The following is a 17,888-nucleotide window of genomic DNA, read 5'->3' on the forward strand; positions in this document are numbered from 1 at the left end:
ATCTATTAATTTTATTTTGGAATCATTTTTGTAAGTTTACTATAAAATTCAATTACCCTTTTTATTCCATTGTATAGAAAGAGTTTATTAAATACATCACAACGACTATTAAGTAAAATAAATGGTTAAATATTATTCAGCTGATATTGTAATGACAGTGAGTTCTACCCCTATAAAACAAGGTGTGGTCGCTGTCAATGAAGAGGGCGTTATTGAGGGAGTGTATGATAGTCATTCTATTCCCGATGGAGTTACAGTTAAGCGGTTAGCTGGTGTTCTGATCCCGGGATTTGTAAATACACATTGCCATGTGGAATTGTCGCATTTGCTTGGAAAGATTCCACAGCATACTGGTCTCCCAACTTTTCTCTCTGACGTGATGAGCAATCGGAATTATACCGAAAAAGACATTTTGTCAGCCATGAAAAAAGCGGATGAAATGATGTTCAAGAATGGTATTCAGGCGGTGGGGGATCACGTTAATTCCGCAATTTCTGCTCCTATAAAAGAAAAAAGTAAGATTATTTATCACACTTTTGTGGAAATTATCGGTGTGAATAATGCAGAATTACAGGATAAAATAGATCATGCGCGGGATATCGAATTCCATTTTGATCCAGATCATTCATCTATAACTCCTCATGCTCCTTATTCGTGTACGAAGATGATGTTTAAAGCTTTTAAGAAGGCCATTTCGGAAGGTAACATTATTAGTATCCATAATCAGGAAAGTGATGAAGAAAATAAATTGTTTCGGTATAACACAGGAGATTTCTTGACGTTTTACGCTAAGCAAGGGATTGACATGTCGGGATTCAAGGCACAGGCGAGGAATTCACTTCAATCGTATCTTCCGTATCTACCCGTAAATAACAGGATTATATTAGTTCACAATACGTTTACTTCTTTAAAGGACATTGATTTTATTAATCGGATGAATAAAAAAGTGGTATTGTGTCTTTGTCCAAAAGCTAATTTATATATAGAGAATACGCTGCCAAAACTTCCGGTTCTTGAGCAAGATAACCGTGATATAACTATCGGTACGGACTCCTTAGCATCGAACGACACATTGGATATTCTGGAGGAACTTAAAACGATACATACGCATTACCCAGATATTGATTTTAATAAAAGTATACGTTGGGCGACGCTTAACGGTGCCAAAGCACTTGGTTTAGACGCTCAGTTGGGATCCATAGAAGTCGGAAAAGCACCCGGGCTGGTCTTATTAAAAAATATGCAGCAACTTCGGCTTACAAAAAATGTACAGGTCGAGCGTATTGTGTAAATCATAACGTTCATCCGAATAAATTGGTTATTGAGATATGAGTTTTTTTTCTAACGATAAGTTTGAGTACTTTTGTTGCAATGAAGCATTGGAATATCATGGTTACGGGCAAGGTACAAGGTGTATACTTTAGAGCTACTACAAAAGCGGTTGCCGACCAATTGGGTGTAAAAGGATTTGTCTTAAATCAACCCGACGGGAAGTTATACATAGAAGCCGAGGGTGATGACTTCGGACTGGAATCCTTGGTCGATTTTTGCAACGAAGGACCGGATCGAGCAGAAGTGGAACACGTGGTTTACGAGGAGTCTGCTCTCAAAGGTTTTACCAATTTTGAGGTGCTGAAAAAAAAATAAATAATCTTTCTGTGTCAGTAGTAAAGCGTTTTCTGAGTGATACCTTTATCTATGGTCTGTCGACTATAGTAGCGCGATTACTGAACTTTATCCAAACCCCCTTATTTATTAAGAAATTTGATACCGCTGTCTATGGCATATTTACAAATATGTATGCGTGGGCGGCTTTCATCAATACTTTTTTAGCTTTTGGGATGGAGACGACCTATTTTAGGTACCTAAATAAGGTTGAGGAGACTGAACGACCTAAAGTGTTTAATACCACTTTTATTGTTGCCATATTGACCACTATTGTTTTCGTGTTTTCCCTGCTTACTTTTTTGCAACCAATTTCAATATGGTTTGCTAAAAATGGGTTACAGCAGGTATCGGACTATAGAAGCTATATATATTGCATGGGATTTACGTTAGCAGCAGACGCATTGGCAGTAGTGCCCTTTGCTAAATTGCGGGCGCAGAACAGACCTATACGATATGGGTTGCTCAAGTTGATCAACATACTCGTGTTTATGGGGCTTAATGTGTTTTTTCTCGCCGGTGTCCCGTGGCTACTATCCCGATATCCCGAATTTCAAAATCATTTTTCTTGGTTTAAGGAAGGCTGGGTCGGTTATGTTTTTGTGTCCAACCTAGTGGCTAGTGTTATTACACTTATCCTATTGTTACCACAAATCAAAGGCTTCTCTTTTGTGTTAGAAAGGCAATTACTGCGCTCTATGCTCTCCTATAGCTTTCCGATCTTCGTGGCCAATGTGTCTTATATTGTAAATGAGAATCTTGATAAAATATTACTCCCCCATTTAATACCCGGAGAACATGGAGAGAGTGATTTGGGAATTTATGGAGCTATAGCAAAGATAGCCGTCTTTCTTAGCATATTTGTTCAGGCCTTTCGTCTTGGAGCGGAACCCTTCTTTTTTTCATTTGCAAAAAATGAAAACGCTAAAAAGGTCTATGCACTGATTATGGAGTATTTTGTGGTGGCCATGATGTTGGTCATGGTAGGTCTTTCGATGAATATCGAATGGCTAAAATATTTCATCGAGGGGGGGGATGCTGAACAGTCTGCCAAATATTGGTCAGGACTTAACTTTATCCCGGTGATTTTGTTCAATTATGTATTGTTGGGCATTTACATGAATCTCTCGGTGTGGTATAAGCTGTCCGATCAAACCAGATATGGGTTATATATTTCAGGGGTAGGCGCTGTCATTACAAGTGTATTGTGCTATATTCTTATTCCTCATTTTAGTTATGTAGGCGCTATATTGGTCACATCAATTGCGTATTCGGTAATGGTAAGCTTATCTTATATTTGGGGGCAAAGAAACTATGCCATACCCTACGATCTTAAGAAAATGGGCATGTATATGTTTATAGGTACCGCTGCGGTCGCGGTAAATTATCTGTTTTTGGAGCGGAGCTTTTGGAGTGGAAATGCTATGTTGATGGGTTATATATTATTTATCGTTTGGCAAGAAAAAGTTTTTATTCGGCGTGTGTTAAAGTCTCTCGGAAATTAGAGAGAATTATGCTTGTTTTATGTGCCGTTTTATTTCATATTTAATTTGTGTTTGTTTCGTAAGGTTCCATATTTACGTTTGTATTCTGACGGTTTTAGACCGAAAAGTTTTTGAAATTGCTGGCGGAAGTATTTGATATCGCTGAATCCGGCGGCAAAGGCAGCTTCATTGATGTTGTGGTCCGTATTTATGAGCAATTGCGCAACTTTTCGCAGACGTATGTATCGGATAAACTCATTTGCAGATTTGTCGGAAATAGATTTAATGCGTTTATACAAGTTCGAGTGGCTCATTCCGATTTGGTCGGCCAACATCTTAACCGTAAAATTCGGATTGTCTAGATGGCTCTCTACAATTAGTATAGCACGCTGAAGAAATTCCTTGTATTCATCGGATACTTTATGGGTATTTCCCTGCAACGTTATCTCATTGTAAAAATAGGTTTGTAATGTGTTTCGGCTTTTGATGAGGTTTGTTACCCGAGCGACCAATATATCTTTATCAAAAGGTTTGGTAATGTAATCGTCAGCACCGCCTTCCAGCCCTTTGAGTTTGATTTCAGGCGATGAGCTTGCCGTAAGTAAGATAACGGGAATATGGCTCAGTGAAGGATCGTTTTTTATGGTAGCGCAAAGATCGACCCCGGATAGTGCGCCCATGACCACATCACTGATAATAATATGCGGTTCGATTTTGCTTAAACAGGTCAATGCCGTTTCTCCACTGACGGCTTCATGAATGTCGAATTCTTTCTCGAATGTCTTCTTTATATATTTCCGTATGTCGTGATTGTCGTCTACGACGAGCATAATAGGTTTATCAGTAACAATTTCAGCGAGGTCATCGAGTTCTTTTTTTGCTTCCGCTATCTGTTCTATATTTGCCTGTTTCTCGTCTAGGTGATCCTGTTGCACTTCGCTCATCAATTCGTCTAGAAATACGGAATGTTCAGCAACGTCCTCAAAAATAAGGTTACCTGCAAAGTGTACTTCACCTTTTAAAAGCATAAGTGTGAAGCAGGTTCCTGTGTCTTCTCCACTGCTGTAGGAGATCGACCCTTTATGGGTCTCGGCGAATTTTTTAACTAAGAACAGCCCGATACCGAATCCTTCCTTACCTACGCTGTTACTCGCATAATCTCGATGAAAAAGTTTGAAGATGTTATCTCCCACCGTATTAGGTATACCACAACCCGTATCGATGATTTGAATGGTCATTTTGTCGTCAGTTTGTTTTATTGACATCGTGACTTTCCCTCCACTTGGTGTAAATTTAATGGCATTGTTGATCAGGTTGAATAGACAGATTTCTAGTTTATCCCTGTCTCCCAAAATTTCACCATGCTCAAAATCACATAGAAACTGATAGTCTATTTGTCTCGAAGCCGCGTGCTGTTTAAAACATAGGAACACTTCATGGCATAGGCTAACAAGATCTATTTTAACCAGTCGTAAGCTGTCAAAATCGCTTTCGGCCTTTCGAAAAAGCAGCAGCTTATCCACTAGACTGAGTAGTCTTCTGGAGTTGTTGTAGATATTTGTCAGTTCCTTTGTGTCGGCATGTGCATCTGTTCCGTTGTATAGAATTTCTTTTATCGGATTTACGATTAACGTAAGTGGTGTTCGGAATTCATGTGCGATGTGCGTAAAAAAGGAGAGTTTTTTTTCATTAAGCTCTCTTTCTTTTTCCATTTCCAAATTGGCTAACCTGACTTTGTATTTAAGTTTCGTTTGGCGCTTTACGTAGATTATGTATATATATAGGGCGAAAATTGCCGACAGGGCATATAACGTATACGACCACCAGCTACGCCACCACGGAGGTAGCACTTCAATTTTGATGGTACGCTCCTCGTCGTTCCAGATCCCACTAGCGTCTGTTGATTTTATGCGAAGTGTATACCTGCCTTCTTTGAGGTGAGAGTAGTATGCATTGCGCTGTTTATCCACATAACTCCAGTCTTTGTCCCAGCCTTCTAAAAAATAAGCATACTTTATTTTGTCGGGAAAGGAATACTCTAAAGCCGCAAAACCGACAGAGAGAACGGCCTCATTATAAGGGATGGTTAAATGTTGGAGAGCCGATAGATCGGTCTTTTTTTCTTCATCAAAAAGGTGGAATGAATTGTTATTAATCAATAAGTTAGTAATAGCTATTCGTGGCGGTTGAATATTGAGCTTAATTTGTGCAGGTTGGAAAATATTAAATCCTCTGATGCCTCCAAATATCATCTCGCCGTTTTTTAATTTAAGCGCTGCATTATAGCTAAACTGATTGCTTTGCAATCCATCTGATTCATAAAAGTTTTGGAAACTTTCTTGAAGTGGATCAAATTTAGATATGCCATTATAAGTAGATATCCAAAAATTCCCCAGTTCGTCTTCCAATAGATTGAGTAGGGTATTGCTTGCCAACCCATCGGAATCTGTGAACCGCGTGTATTTTTTTGACGCTTTATCGAATTTCAAAAGACCTCCCCCTTCCGTTCCGATCCATAAGATATTACCTTTCCCTTTGTGTATAAATCGTATCGGACTTCCAATCGAAACCGTGCTGGTGCGCATCGTTAATAGGTCGAGTCGTGTCAGGTCTGCCCAACTTCCAAACCAAAATGTATATTCGTCTTCTTCGTAGATGCTAATTGCATCGTATATAGGTACGTCTAAGGGAACGAACTGATCTTTTTTACGATCTAAGGTTAAAACCGATCCTCCATTAAGTGTAGAGGCCCATATTCTGTCGCGGCTATCCTTATAAAGTCGCCATACCGCGTGGTTAAGATGGGTGCTATTGGGATAGAAACAATTGTACCGAATGGTTTTTCCGGTCTTTTCGTTCAATTTAATGATGCCGTCGCCATACGTGCTTAACCAAATGTCGTCATTCTTATCTAGTACAATTCCGGTAACGAATCCATCGTTTAGCGTCGTCGATACCAGCTTGTTTTTGCGTCTATCCCATTTCATTAAGCCGGCGCCATCCGTTCCTATCCATACATCTCGATCTCGTCCTTCAGCAAAGGACAGGATAAAATCATTGGGATTTATTTTTTTTGTTTGTATATCGCTTCTTACAAGTTGAAACTTCCCTTTGTTGGGATCAAGAATGTTTATACCTCCACGTAATGTGCCGATCCATTTTCTCGATTGATGGTCTTCGTAAACTGCGAAGACGGCATCACTCGTTAGCATATCCTGGCCCTTTCGGCTAGCTATATAATCCATTTTGCCTGTGTGGTGATCGATCCGCGTAATACCAGCACCATCTGTACAAGCCCATATTTTCTGATCTTTACCCAAATAGAGGTTTACTACCCGATTACTCGACAATCCGTTGTTTTCCGTGTAATACGTAAAGTTGTTTGTCCTCGTGTTAAAACGAGTTACGCCTTGATTGTTAGCAAACCAGATATCACCATCATCAGAAACAGCCATGGAAGACGCTGTAATGTTACCTGCTTTTTTCACACGGACAACCCCTTTAGCGTTGTCATAAAAACATATACCGACATGCTGAATGATTAACCACAGCGTATCGTTATGCACTGCGAGCGCACTCACATTATACGAAAATGAGTTATTCCCTTCTATAAGTGCCGGTATGGTATAAGATAGAGGACTGTCGTTTTCTTTAGACACATTTAATTTAAGAAGTCCCGCACGTTCACTCGCTGCGAAGAGCATTTTGTCGCTGTAGCGTGCAAATTGATTGATTGCAAAATCGATGTGCGTTAGCTTGCCGTTTTCTTTTTTTAATTGGAGTCTTTTGAAGTTTAGGCCATCTTTTTCCAAAAGCGCTGCCCCCACTTTCGTTGCTACCCAGATGGTTCCTTCCTTATTTTCGATAATATCGGTGATGCGGTTGTCGGGTAAAGATTCTTGTTTATGCGGTTGGTTTTTATACACTTTAAAGGTATAGCCATCGTATCTATTAAGACCACCATAGGTTCCAAACCACATAAGGCCATATTTATCCTGATAAATTTTGGTTACGTAATTATTGGAAAGGCCATGCTCTATGCCGAGGTATCCTATATTTGTCTGTGAAAACAAGGTTGAGGAAACGAGTACACCATAGACGAAAAAAAGCAGTTTAATACATTTCATAATTGAGGACGGCTTTAGTAATTGAATCTTACCATAAAGATATGTTTCTCGCTTCGAGTATACAAATGTCGAGTTGACATTTTTAATTAATGTTTCGCGCGGAGATATTTGAGTTAAATTTTACAATATTCGGTTAAATCGTGTTTAAGCAGGTTTTTAGCTGAAATTGGATGAATTTTACCCCTATTTTTAATGAATTGCCCCCTCTATTTCACTTCTTTAAGTCGCTATAATTGTAATGTCGATTAGACAGTTAAACAATTTATAAATCGAAACAGCTTCGAAATAATAAATACTAACCACAGAAAAGTTGAGCTGTTTAAAAGATAAATATGGAATGATGACTTATGATTATGGAATAACAGGAATTTAGAAATAAACCTTATTAAGGCATTGACTCCGCGCAAGGGAAGTGCTTTTTTGATATTAAACCAATAATGGATTTTATGAACAAATTTATCATATTCATGCTAGGTGTTTTGATATACGCCTGTGGCAAAAGTAAAAGCCCAGATGAAGTATACCCTGATGGAAAGGTGCCACAGGCCGAAGAAGAGGGGGGAATTTTCAAGTTTGAAGCGTTGGAGCGCGTAGGTTATTTTGATGCCTCGTTGAAATTTGAATATCAACATGCGGATGGAGGGGGCGCTAATGAGTATGCAAATGCGCTTCAATTTGCTGAAATGCAAGCAGGTAACATTTTTTAGGAGTCTATGATGTAATGCCTTCATTGAGAATCGAGGTGATGAATAAATAAAGCAAACTAATAAATAGCCTATGATATATTTAAACAAAAGATCACCAAAATCAATTTAAAAAATAATGAAATTGAGAGAATTATGAAAAAACGAGTATCTAATAATTATTAAATCTAGTATGAAAGAAAAATTAAAACAAGGAAAAGCATGCTTAGTTAAAGTATTGTTGACATCGGCATTAGTCATGCTCATGTTTATACAGGCTTTCGCTCAAAATGACTTGGTTCGCTTTGGAGGAAAGGTAAATGGAACAGACGGGCCAGTCAGTGGTGTGACCGTTTCACTTAAGACGGGGCGTGTGCTAGGTATTACAAATGAGAATGGGGATTTCTCATTTGAAGTGGATCCGACTTCTACTTTAGTCCTTCGGCACATGGAGTATGAGGAAACAGAATTGCGAGTAGCTGATTATAAACCGAACTCAGCAGGTATATACTCAGTCGTTGTCACTCTCAAGCAGAATAGCGAAATCGAAATCGAAGAAACTGTAGTAACGGGTTTTGGACAGAGAGAAAAGAGATCGACAGTCGTCGGATCAATTACGACTGTTGATCCGAAAGAGTTAAAGGGGCCAACGGGTAATTTAACAAATATGATGGCGGGTCGAGTTGCAGGTATGATTGCTTTTCAGCGTAGCGGAGAACCTGGTGCAGATAACGCTAATTTCTTTATTAGAGGCCTGGGCTCTTTCGGTACGGGAAAGCAAGATCCGTTAATTTTGATTGATAACGTTGAATCTACATCGACGGATATGGCTCGTTTACAACCAGATGATATAGCTTCGTTTTCTGTACTTCGTGATGCAAATGCAGCTGCTATGTATGGTGCCAGAGGTGCAAATGGTGTCGTTTTGATTACGACCAAATTAGGTAAGGAAGGCAAAACGAATTTTGATTTCCGTGTGGAAAATACATTATCGACCAATGCAAGGAATTTTGCTTTTACTGATAATATTACCTATATGGAAATGGCTAATGAAGCCTACTTGACAAGACCTGTCGATGCAAGTAGCGGACAGGGCCTTCCTTATTGGCAGAATAAAATTGACAATACCAAAGCAGGGAGAGATCCATTATTATATCCTAACAATAATTGGATTGATCAATTAATTAAAGATTATACGTTGAACCAGCGCTATAATCTAAGTGTTGCAGGTGGCGGTGCTAGAGCCAGGTATTATTTGGCAGGTACATACAATGTCGATAATGGTTTGATCAAAATGGATGGCATCAATAACTTTAACAATAATATCAAGTTAAAAAATTATTCAGTGCGCTCCAATGTCGATATTAATTTCACACCATCTACGGTAGGTATTATTCGTGTGTATGCGCAATTTGATGATTATACCGGGCCTATTGGTTATCGCGAGAATAATGGAAATTGGGTGAATGGTGGACAGGCGACTTTCAATAGAGCCGTTTGGTCTAACCCAGTTATGTTTCCTGCCGCATATCCGTCATCTTATATGCCATATATGAACCATCCACTTTTTGGTAATGCTTTGAATAGAAATGGTGGATTATTTGTAAACCCTTACGCCGAAATGGTAAGGGGGTATCAGGAGTATAATACTTCGACTGTGATGCCGCAGATTGAGATTAGACAAGATCTAGGCGCAATATTGCCAGGATTGAATTTGACAGGTATGGCCTATGTGAGGCGGTATGCATTTTTTGAGATCAGCAGACGATACAATCCGTTTTACTACGGGGCAAACGTTAATCCAGAGGGCGGAATTAATATCCGCGTACTTAATGATGGTAGTCTGGGATCAATAGGTCAGGTAGGTACCGAATATTTAGATTATAATGAATCTGAAAAACGAGTGTCATCTATGTTCTATGCCCATGCAATTGCAAACTATAATCGACGATTTGGTAAACACGCAGTAGGAGGTACCTTGATCGGTCTGATCCAAAATCAATTAAATGGTAATGCGGGCTCTTTACAGATGTCGTTGCCCGCTCGCAACATTGGTTTGTCAGGTCGTATGACCTATGGTTTTGATGATCGCTATATCGCGGAGTTTAATTTTGGTTACAACGGTTCTGAGCGATTTGCTCAGGATAGTCGGATGGGCTTCTTCCCTTCATTTGGCTTGTCCTACAATATTTCTAATGAGGATTATTTTGAACCTTTGAGCTCTACTGTGACGAACTTAAAACTTCGCGCCACATACGGTTTCTCTGGAAATGATCAGATTGGCCGCGCGGATCAACGTTTTTACTACATGTCTGAGGTGAATATGAATAATATTGACCGAGGAGCTTCATTCGGTGAATTGGGGACATATTCAAGACCAGGTATATCCATAGGCCGTTACGCCAATTCTGCGATTACTTGGGAACGTTCGGAACAAATGAATTTAGGTTTAGACCTGAGTCTGCTCAATGGATTGGATGTAAATGTTGATGTCTATAAGCAAACACGTTCAAATATTTTGACAGGGCGTACCTTCATCCCATCAACGATGGGATTACTGGCCGACATTGTGGCAAATACCAATAAATTAGAGAGTCGTGGTCTGGATCTAATGATGAACTATAATAAAACGTTAAGCACAGACTGGTGGGTCAATTGGAGAAGCACATTAACTTTCGCACAAAGCAAGATTTTGATTGCTGACGAGCCAGCATATAAAGAGGCATCGCGTTACACCGCTGGTCACCCTGCGGGACAATGGTTCGGATATATTGCCGAACGATTGTTTGTAGATGATCAAGAAGTTATGAATTCACCAGTCCAGTTTGGAACGCCTGGTGTTGATTATCTTGGTGGAGATATCAAATATAGAGACCTTAACGGAGATGGTATTATATCTGATTTGGATAAGGTTGCCTTAGGTTATCCAGAGAATCCAGAACTTATTTATGGATTTGGTGGATCCGTAGGGTACAAATCGTTTGATTTCTCTGTTTTCTTTCAAGGCTCTGCAAGGTCTTCATTCTTTATCAACGCGGAGAATATTTCACCATTTTACCTAAATGGAGGGAATCAAAATGGCTTGTTGCAGGCTATTGCGGATAGTTATTGGAGCGAAGATAATCGGGATCTATATGCATTTTGGCTCGTTTAAGTGAAGGGGTTGTTAATAACAATAATCAGGTCTCTTCTTGGTGGATGCGTGATGGAACTTTCTTGCGCCTGAAGAATGTGGAACTGGGGTATACATTCAGCAGAAATGTAATGGAAAGAATAGGTGCAAGAAATCTACGGGTGTATGTCAATGGGATGAACCTATTCGCTTTCAGTAAATTTAAATTGTGGGATGTCGAGATGGGAAGAAATGGAATCGGGTATCCCGTACAAGCAGTTTATAATTTGGGTATTAAGTTTACATTCTAATCTTCTGAAAAATGAAAAATAAGTCAAATACATATTTAAAAGGGTTAGTAAAATCTTGTCTTCCAATGATCAGTATAGTCGTACTGTTGGGTGGTTGTCAAAAGTTTATTGATGTGGTGCCGGATAATGTCGCGACAATAGAGAACGCGTTTTCTTTACGTAATGAAGCTGAGAAGTACCTCTTTACGTGCTATTCATATCTGCCAAAGAATGCAAATCCTTTACTGAATACCGGTTTTTTAGCTGGGGATGAGGTCTGGTTGCCTGTGGCACAACGCGAAATATTGGGAAGCAATTGGCACATTGCAAGGGGGGCTCAAAGTATAAACAATGTGCTGGTCAATAATTGGGATGGGGCAAATGATAGAACCAAAATCAGTGACGAACCATTAAGTTATTTTAGGGCTATTCGTGATTGCAATATTTTTATTGAAAATGTTTCCGATCTAAGTAAAGTGCCAGATTTGAATGCGGATGAACGATCGAGATGGCTCGGCGAGGTTAAGTTTCTGAAGGCGTATTACCATTTTTTATTAATGCGGGCGTATGGTCCTATACCTATTATAAGGGATAATTTGCCATTAGATGCTACAGCTGAACAAGTGCGTGTCGAGCAACGTCCAGTAGATGAGGTTGTTGACTATCTTGTGCAGTTGTTGGACGAAGCGGTAGCTACGTCAGTTCCTTTAGTAATTCAAGATAGAGCTTTACAATTAGGACGTATTACTAAACCTATTATCTTGGCAGTTAAAGCTAATATACTGCTGACGGCCGCAAGTCCACTGTTTAACGGGAATTCGGATTTTTCAACGTTTAAGAACGTAAAGGGAGAGTCGTTATTTAGCCCTACGGAAGACCAAGCTAAGTGGCAGCGTGCCGCCGATGCGGCCGCTGCTGCGATAGAATCAGCAGAATCGGCTGGATTTATATTGACGAAATTCAACAAAGCACAATTTGGACAATTCAAGCTTTCTGACTCTACTGTTACGGTATTGAGTATCGGTAATGGCTTTAACAAACGTTGGCAAGATGAGCATATTTGGGCCAACTCCAATAGTCAGGCTTGGAACATTCAACGGGATGCCATGCCTTTGTTAACTCCCGAGGCAGTTGTCGGTACGGCCCGTCAACACCTTAGTGTCCCTATTAAAATCGCGGAGATGTTTTATTCAAGTCATGGGGTGCCTATCAGTGAGGATAAGACGTTGGATTTTACCAACAGATACACAGTAAGGACCGCAACAAATAACGAACGTTTTTACATCAAAGAAGGTTATCAAACAGCACGGTTGAATTTTGATCGTGAACCAAGGTTTTATGCGAGTTTGGCTTTCGATGGCAGCGTATGGTTTAAGTTTGATACGAAGAGTTTTACGGATGAAGACACTTATGTAGTAGAGGCAAAACTCAATCAACGAGCCGGAGCTAACAACCACGGATGGATCAACGAAACCGGCTATTTTGTACGAAAATTAGTAAACTGGGAGCAGTCGTTTACGACCAGCGGAATCAGCTATCAAAGTTATCCCTGGCCAGATATACGGGTGAGTGATATGTATCTGGCGTACGCGGAAGCGGAAAATGAAGCAAATGGACCTTCTGCTAATGTATATAAATATTTGGATTTAGTTCGTGAAAGAGCCGGTCTTGGTGGGGTGGTGGAATCTTGGGCTAATTATTCTTCCAATCCAGCGAAGCCAACAACTAAGGAAGGTTTGCGGGATATTATCCGTCAGGAGCGTACAATTGAGTTAGCGTTTGAAGGAAAGCGTTTTTGGGATTTACGGCGTTGGAAGACAGCAGTTAACAGCCTGAATCAAAATATTACCGGATGGAGTGTGAGTCAAGAACGGACTAGCGACTATTATCGCTTAAGGACGCTCTTCCCGCAGACATTTATTGCTCCAAGGGACTACTTTTGGCCATTATCAGAGCGTACGTTGTTAGTCAATCCAAATTTGGTTCAAAATGTGGGTTGGTAGAACTAATTGTTTAAATCATAAAAAAATGAATACTATGAGAACTGTATATAATATTTTTCTCTTTATTTCTGTTCTAGTTTTAGGTAGTTGCGAAGCGGAAATAAAGCAAGTTTACGAGCGAAATATGACGCCACCGGGTGTTATTACCGATGTGAAGGTTACTAATTTGCCAGGTGCTGCTAAGATTGAGTACCGATTGCCTAGCGATCAAGACTTGCTTTACATTAAGGCTGTTTATACCTTATCATCTGGACGTAAAATGGAGGTAAAATCGTCATACTATAATAATTCACTCACGGTTGAAGGTTTTGCAGATGAAATCCCTTATTCGATTGAATTATTTGCTGTGAATCGTAGCGAAGTGGCTTCTGAACCGACAGCAGTTACAGTAAATCCGCTTGAAAACCCTATATGGGAAGTGTATAGAAGTTTGGAAACTATTGCCGCATTCGGTGGTATTCGTGTATCGGGAGCGAATGAGTTTCAAAAGAATGTAACTATTATGGTAATGACCGACTCGCTGGGTGAATGGGTACCTTCCGTGGATAACATCTATACCTCTGCCAAACAATTTAGTCGTACTATCCGAGGGTTGGATACTGTTCCTCAGTCGTTTGCTGTTACAGTAAGAGATAAATACATGAATTTTACGGACACTTTGATCACCCGGTTGACCCCTCTGTATGAGACCGCATTACCAAAATCCCGTTATAACGCTTTGGTTCTACCTGGAGATGCGCTACAGGAATATACGTCGACGGGTTTAAACAAAATGTGGGATGGCGATAATTTCAACTGGCCGAATATTTCATTGACCAAGCCAGGTACAACGACACCCCAATGGGTCACATTTGATGTCGGACAATTGGCAAAGTTGAGCCGTATTGTGATCTGGGATTATCCAGAATATACAAACAGCGGTCGTATGTATTATTTTGGAGGTAATCTTCGCAATTTTGAAATATGGGGCTCTACAAGTCCTCCAACAGATGGCAGCTGGAATAACTGGGTAAAACTGGGGACATTCGAAAGTCTTAAACCTTCCGGTCTGCCGACGGGACAACAGTCTGATGAAGATTATCAAATGGCATACAGTGGTTTGAGTTATGATTTGGATGTGGCGGCACCAAAAATGCGCTATATCCGTATCCGATCGAACAGAAACTGGCAAGGCTCTACATTTATGTCGATAGCCGAGTTACAGGTATATGGTGACCCACGTTAGTTTGTTTCACTAAAAAAAAGTATTTTAAAATGAAAAGATTTTTGAACAACAGATTATCAAGGCTTAACTTGCTTGTGGTAATATCTTTATATCTAGCTTCTTGTACTAAAAGTAATGACTTTTTGAAGTATTTAGAGGGAGGAGAAATTACCTATACAGGAAAAATAGATTCCGTAGTAGTGTTTTCGGGAAAGGAACGTGTGTATGTTCGTGGTTTATTTTTGGCTGATCCAAAAGTGGTTAAATTAAAAGTATATTGGGATAATAGAGGAGATTCTATTGAGATTCCAGTAGTTCGGACTGCGAATATCGATACCCTAAAGTTGCCGATCCCTATTAAAGAGGGCGTGCACAACTTTGAGTTTATTACATTTGATGCCGCTGGTAATCCATCTTTACCGGTATTCAAAACAGGAACTTCGTATGGAAGTAGATATATCTCGGGATTAATTAATAGACCTATCGCCAATTCGTACATTTCCGAGACCGATGAAGGCTGGATAGATTGGGGAGGTATGGATTTGACGAGTGGCGTGTTTGCTACCCAGGTGTTCTATCAGAATACCGGTGGTCAAGAAAAAGCGGTTATTGTTCCTATAGATACCACTTCAAGTATGTTGCCAGAGGATTATCAAATAGGTAGTGCTGTGCGATATCGAACATTGTTTCTACCAGATACATTGTCTATTGATACGTTTTACACCAATTTTGCAACTACGCAGTTCACAAGGTATGTTACGAGTTTATACCTGAAGAACACTTCTGCACCCTTTGCGACCTCTAGTTTTAGTGGAAGATGGGGTATTCCTGCTGATTGGATTACAAATACTGCAGTAAAAAACTTTTTAAGTAATGGTGTATACTATGGAGGGGTCGACTTAAACCAGAATAGAAGGATGACGATGGAGGCTGGATGGACAACAGGTAACCTTACTTCATTTACAAATGGAAAAATTTATCAGTCTGCAACTCTACCGGCTGGTAGTTATGAGTACGAAGTTGATATTCAGGACGCTGGAGGCGGCTCCTTTTATATTGTAGTAGCTGGGGGTGAAGAGCTGCCGAATATTGAGCAGCTGGCTCAAGATGCTATTGGGTATGTCAATTTTGGTGGAAAAAAAGGAGTACTAACAATTCCTTTTACCCTCGCTTCGGAAACTAGGTTATCTTTTGGTTTTCTGGGCACTTTGATTGGGTCATCTAGCACGGGGCAGTTTTGGAAAGCAAATAGCGTAAAATTAAAGTTTTTGGCGCGATGATTTAGTTAGATATATTGGTGAAGTTTTAAAACTAGGGATGTAGTATCTATTGTATTTAGGTGTTACGTCTCCAGTTTTATACTTCCAGTATAGTTAACTGTCAGTTTGTCCTGTAATAATCCGCTGTTATCGCCTAATAATGAACTTACATGAGTAAGATTCTTTGTCATTCAATTGAATTAAGCAAATATTTAATGAAAGTTTTAAGCAAGTATATATATATATTATTAGTAGTATCCTCTCTGCATGTTACTTGTGGGAAGTCTGATGCTGAAATAGATGATAGAAAAGAAGTTCTTCCACCTGGTGCTGTGACTTTAGCTTCGGTATCCAAACCCACTTTGGAAAATATTACAACAATATCTGCACAAGTAAAAGCGCAAGTAACAAATAAAGGCGGAGCTTTGGTGACTAATAGGGGAGTAGTGTGGTCTATTTCACCCAACCCAACGATCGACCAAAATAGTTTAGAAGCAGGTGCAGTCAATGGTGCGGGTGAATTTTCAGTTCAATTAACAGGACTCACGCACAATACTGTATATTACGTTAGAGCTTGGGCTGAAAATTCAGGAGGTATTGGTTATAGTGAGGAAATTATATTTACGACAGCAGCCATACAAACTGTAACTTTTGCAGATGAACCTATATTTATCATTGGCTCGACATTAGCATCTTATGATGCGGAGATTGTAAATAATGGTGGCGGTCAGATTAGTGAACGTGGACTATGCTGGTCTGTTTCTGAGAACCCGACTATAGCAGATAATAAGCTTGTGCATAGTACCAAAGGGGAAGGGAAATTTAGATGTAATATTTCAGGTCTCACCCAGCGCACGAGTTACAACTTGAAAGCTTATGCTATTAATGAGAAGGGAGTTAGCTATGGAAGGAATATTTCTTTTAGAACAATAGGGAAAGGAAATGTAACCTATACATTCAATAAATCAGCAAATCCTACACCTGAAGAACTGGCTGTTTATGCACGTTTACAGATCGCGATTGACAGTGCTGTGTGGTATGCTAATAATTATACATCAGCAACCAAGCATGTCTGGGTAAATTATGCAACGGGTACTCCCACTGCCGATGCCAATAATGAAGGCTGGATGCGCTTTGGTACCGGTGTGGGTTATCAAAATCTACGCACGATGCTGCACGAAATGAATCATACTTTTGGTACAGGGACTACAAACTGGTGGACAAGTATTGCCATGGTGGGTGGCAAATATCAATTGCAACATGCAAATGCTATATTAAAACTGATTACCAAAGATCAAAATGCAACTTTAAGTGGTGATAGTCAGCACTGGTGGCCGTATGGTCTGAATCAGAATAATGAGGTTACTTCAAGCTGGGATTATGTTTATAACTGTTTGATTATTGAAGCCATGAGGAAGGACGGGATGACTTCGCACAGTGGTCCTTATTTACCTTAATCTCGTTAATGCTGCTCTCGTGCGGATATAGGGGGGCTTATTGTGTTTACTAAAATTTAAAAAAATGAATGCTTCTAATAGAATTAAGATCTTTTTTGTGCCGTTGATTTTTGTTTTTACCCTATTATGTATCGCAGCCGGTCTTGATGTTTCAAAAAAGAAGATCAAAAATCGCTTTTTTGGTGTATGGGAACTTATTGCTATAGAGAATAATGGAAAGGAGGTGCCTGCCCTGCCAGGACAGCTGAAGTTATTCGGTCCTGACAATAGTTATCGCTTTCTCGTGAGTGGAGCAACGGGTACATTCTTTACGCAAGAAGGTACGTTTAAAATACTCTCTGACATAATCTATAGTGAGGATATTGAATTTTCGACCAATCAAAATCTGCGTGGAGTATCCTCGAAAGTTTCGTACACGTTTATCGATGAAGATGTGATGAAAGTAAATGGTTCTGTAAATAATGTACCATTCCAAGAGAAGTGGCGAAGAGTCAAGATTTTTGTTCGATAAGTAAACAAAGGAAAGCTATATTGTAATGAACAAGTGACAGTTCTTCCTGCTCATTCTCAATATCTCCGACCTTTTAGACGAATTTACCCCTCT

12 protein-coding genes are annotated in these 17,888 nt (G+C 39.7%); 11 read left to right on the top strand and 1 reads right to left on the bottom strand.

Translation table 11 applies throughout. The features are described from left to right. The first annotated feature begins 121 nt into the window (after positions 1 to 121). From C4F40_RS14640 to C4F40_RS14650, 3 genes are all read left to right on the top strand, one after another. On the top strand, positions 122 to 1,291 hold the full coding sequence (locus C4F40_RS14640) for an amidohydrolase family protein (protein WP_196940122.1): 1,170 nt from the start codon (positions 122 to 124) through the stop codon (positions 1,289 to 1,291). Between the two features lie 80 nt (positions 1,292 to 1,371). Further along, on the top strand, positions 1,372 to 1,647 hold the full coding sequence (locus C4F40_RS14645) for an acylphosphatase (RefSeq protein ID WP_196940123.1): 276 nt from the start codon (positions 1,372 to 1,374) through the stop codon (positions 1,645 to 1,647). 11 nt (positions 1,648 to 1,658) lie between these two features. Next, positions 1,659 to 3,170 (top strand): lipopolysaccharide biosynthesis protein, encoded by a 1,512-nt coding sequence (locus tag C4F40_RS14650; RefSeq protein ID WP_196940124.1) that lies wholly within the window; start codon positions 1,659 to 1,661, stop codon positions 3,168 to 3,170. Between the two features lie 29 nt (positions 3,171 to 3,199). Here C4F40_RS14650 and C4F40_RS14655 read toward each other — a convergent pair whose 3' ends face one another. Further along, positions 3,200 to 7,276 carry a two-component regulator propeller domain-containing protein gene (locus tag C4F40_RS14655; RefSeq protein ID WP_196940125.1) on the bottom strand — a complete coding sequence of 1,359 codons (4,077 nt, stop codon included), beginning with the start codon at positions 7,274 to 7,276 and terminating at the stop codon, positions 3,200 to 3,202. Positions 7,277 to 7,722: 446 nt separating this feature from the next. Here C4F40_RS14655 and C4F40_RS14660 point away from each other — a divergent pair, with 446 nt between their 5' ends. The 8 genes from C4F40_RS14660 (at position 7,723) to C4F40_RS14695 (ending at position 17,795) form a co-directional block, all read left to right on the top strand. Next, positions 7,723 to 7,983 (top strand): hypothetical protein, encoded by a 261-nt coding sequence (locus C4F40_RS14660; protein ID WP_196940126.1) that lies wholly within the window; start codon positions 7,723 to 7,725, stop codon positions 7,981 to 7,983. 169 nt (positions 7,984 to 8,152) lie between these two features. After that, positions 8,153 to 11,113 (top strand): SusC/RagA family TonB-linked outer membrane protein, encoded by a 2,961-nt coding sequence (locus C4F40_RS14665; protein ID WP_196940127.1) that lies wholly within the window; start codon positions 8,153 to 8,155, stop codon positions 11,111 to 11,113. Beyond that, positions 11,101 to 11,382, top strand: a complete 282-nt coding sequence (locus tag C4F40_RS14670; RefSeq protein ID WP_196940128.1) for a hypothetical protein — start codon at positions 11,101 to 11,103, stop codon at positions 11,380 to 11,382. Before C4F40_RS14665 ends, C4F40_RS14670 begins: the two co-directional genes overlap by 13 nt. An 11-nt stretch (positions 11,383 to 11,393) precedes the next feature. Beyond that, complete coding sequence (locus C4F40_RS14675) at positions 11,394 to 13,364, top strand: RagB/SusD family nutrient uptake outer membrane protein (RefSeq protein ID WP_196940129.1); 1,971 nt, start codon at positions 11,394 to 11,396, stop codon at positions 13,362 to 13,364. A 34-nt stretch (positions 13,365 to 13,398) separates the two neighbouring features. Continuing rightward, the gene (locus C4F40_RS14680) at positions 13,399 to 14,589 is read left to right on the top strand and encodes a DUF5000 domain-containing lipoprotein (protein WP_196940130.1); all 1,191 of its coding nucleotides are present in this window, start codon (positions 13,399 to 13,401) and stop codon (positions 14,587 to 14,589) included. 29 nt (positions 14,590 to 14,618) lie between these two features. Then, complete coding sequence (locus tag C4F40_RS14685; protein ID WP_262894824.1) at positions 14,619 to 15,848, top strand: DUF4998 domain-containing protein; 1,230 nt, start codon at positions 14,619 to 14,621, stop codon at positions 15,846 to 15,848. Between the two features lie 194 nt (positions 15,849 to 16,042). Further along, a complete protein-coding gene (locus C4F40_RS14690; RefSeq protein ID WP_196940132.1) occupies positions 16,043 to 17,284 on the top strand; it encodes a fibronectin type III domain-containing protein in 1,242 nt (413 codons plus the stop codon). 64 nt (positions 17,285 to 17,348) lie between these two features. Next, positions 17,349 to 17,795, top strand: coding sequence for a DUF4488 domain-containing protein (locus C4F40_RS14695; RefSeq protein WP_196940133.1), 447 nt, complete (start codon positions 17,349 to 17,351; stop codon positions 17,793 to 17,795). Positions 17,796 to 17,888: the final 93 nt, after the last annotated feature.

Origin of the sequence: Sphingobacterium pedocola (assembly GCF_015209965.1) — a bacterium.
GTDB lineage: Bacteria > Bacteroidota > Bacteroidia > Sphingobacteriales > Sphingobacteriaceae > Sphingobacterium > Sphingobacterium pedocola.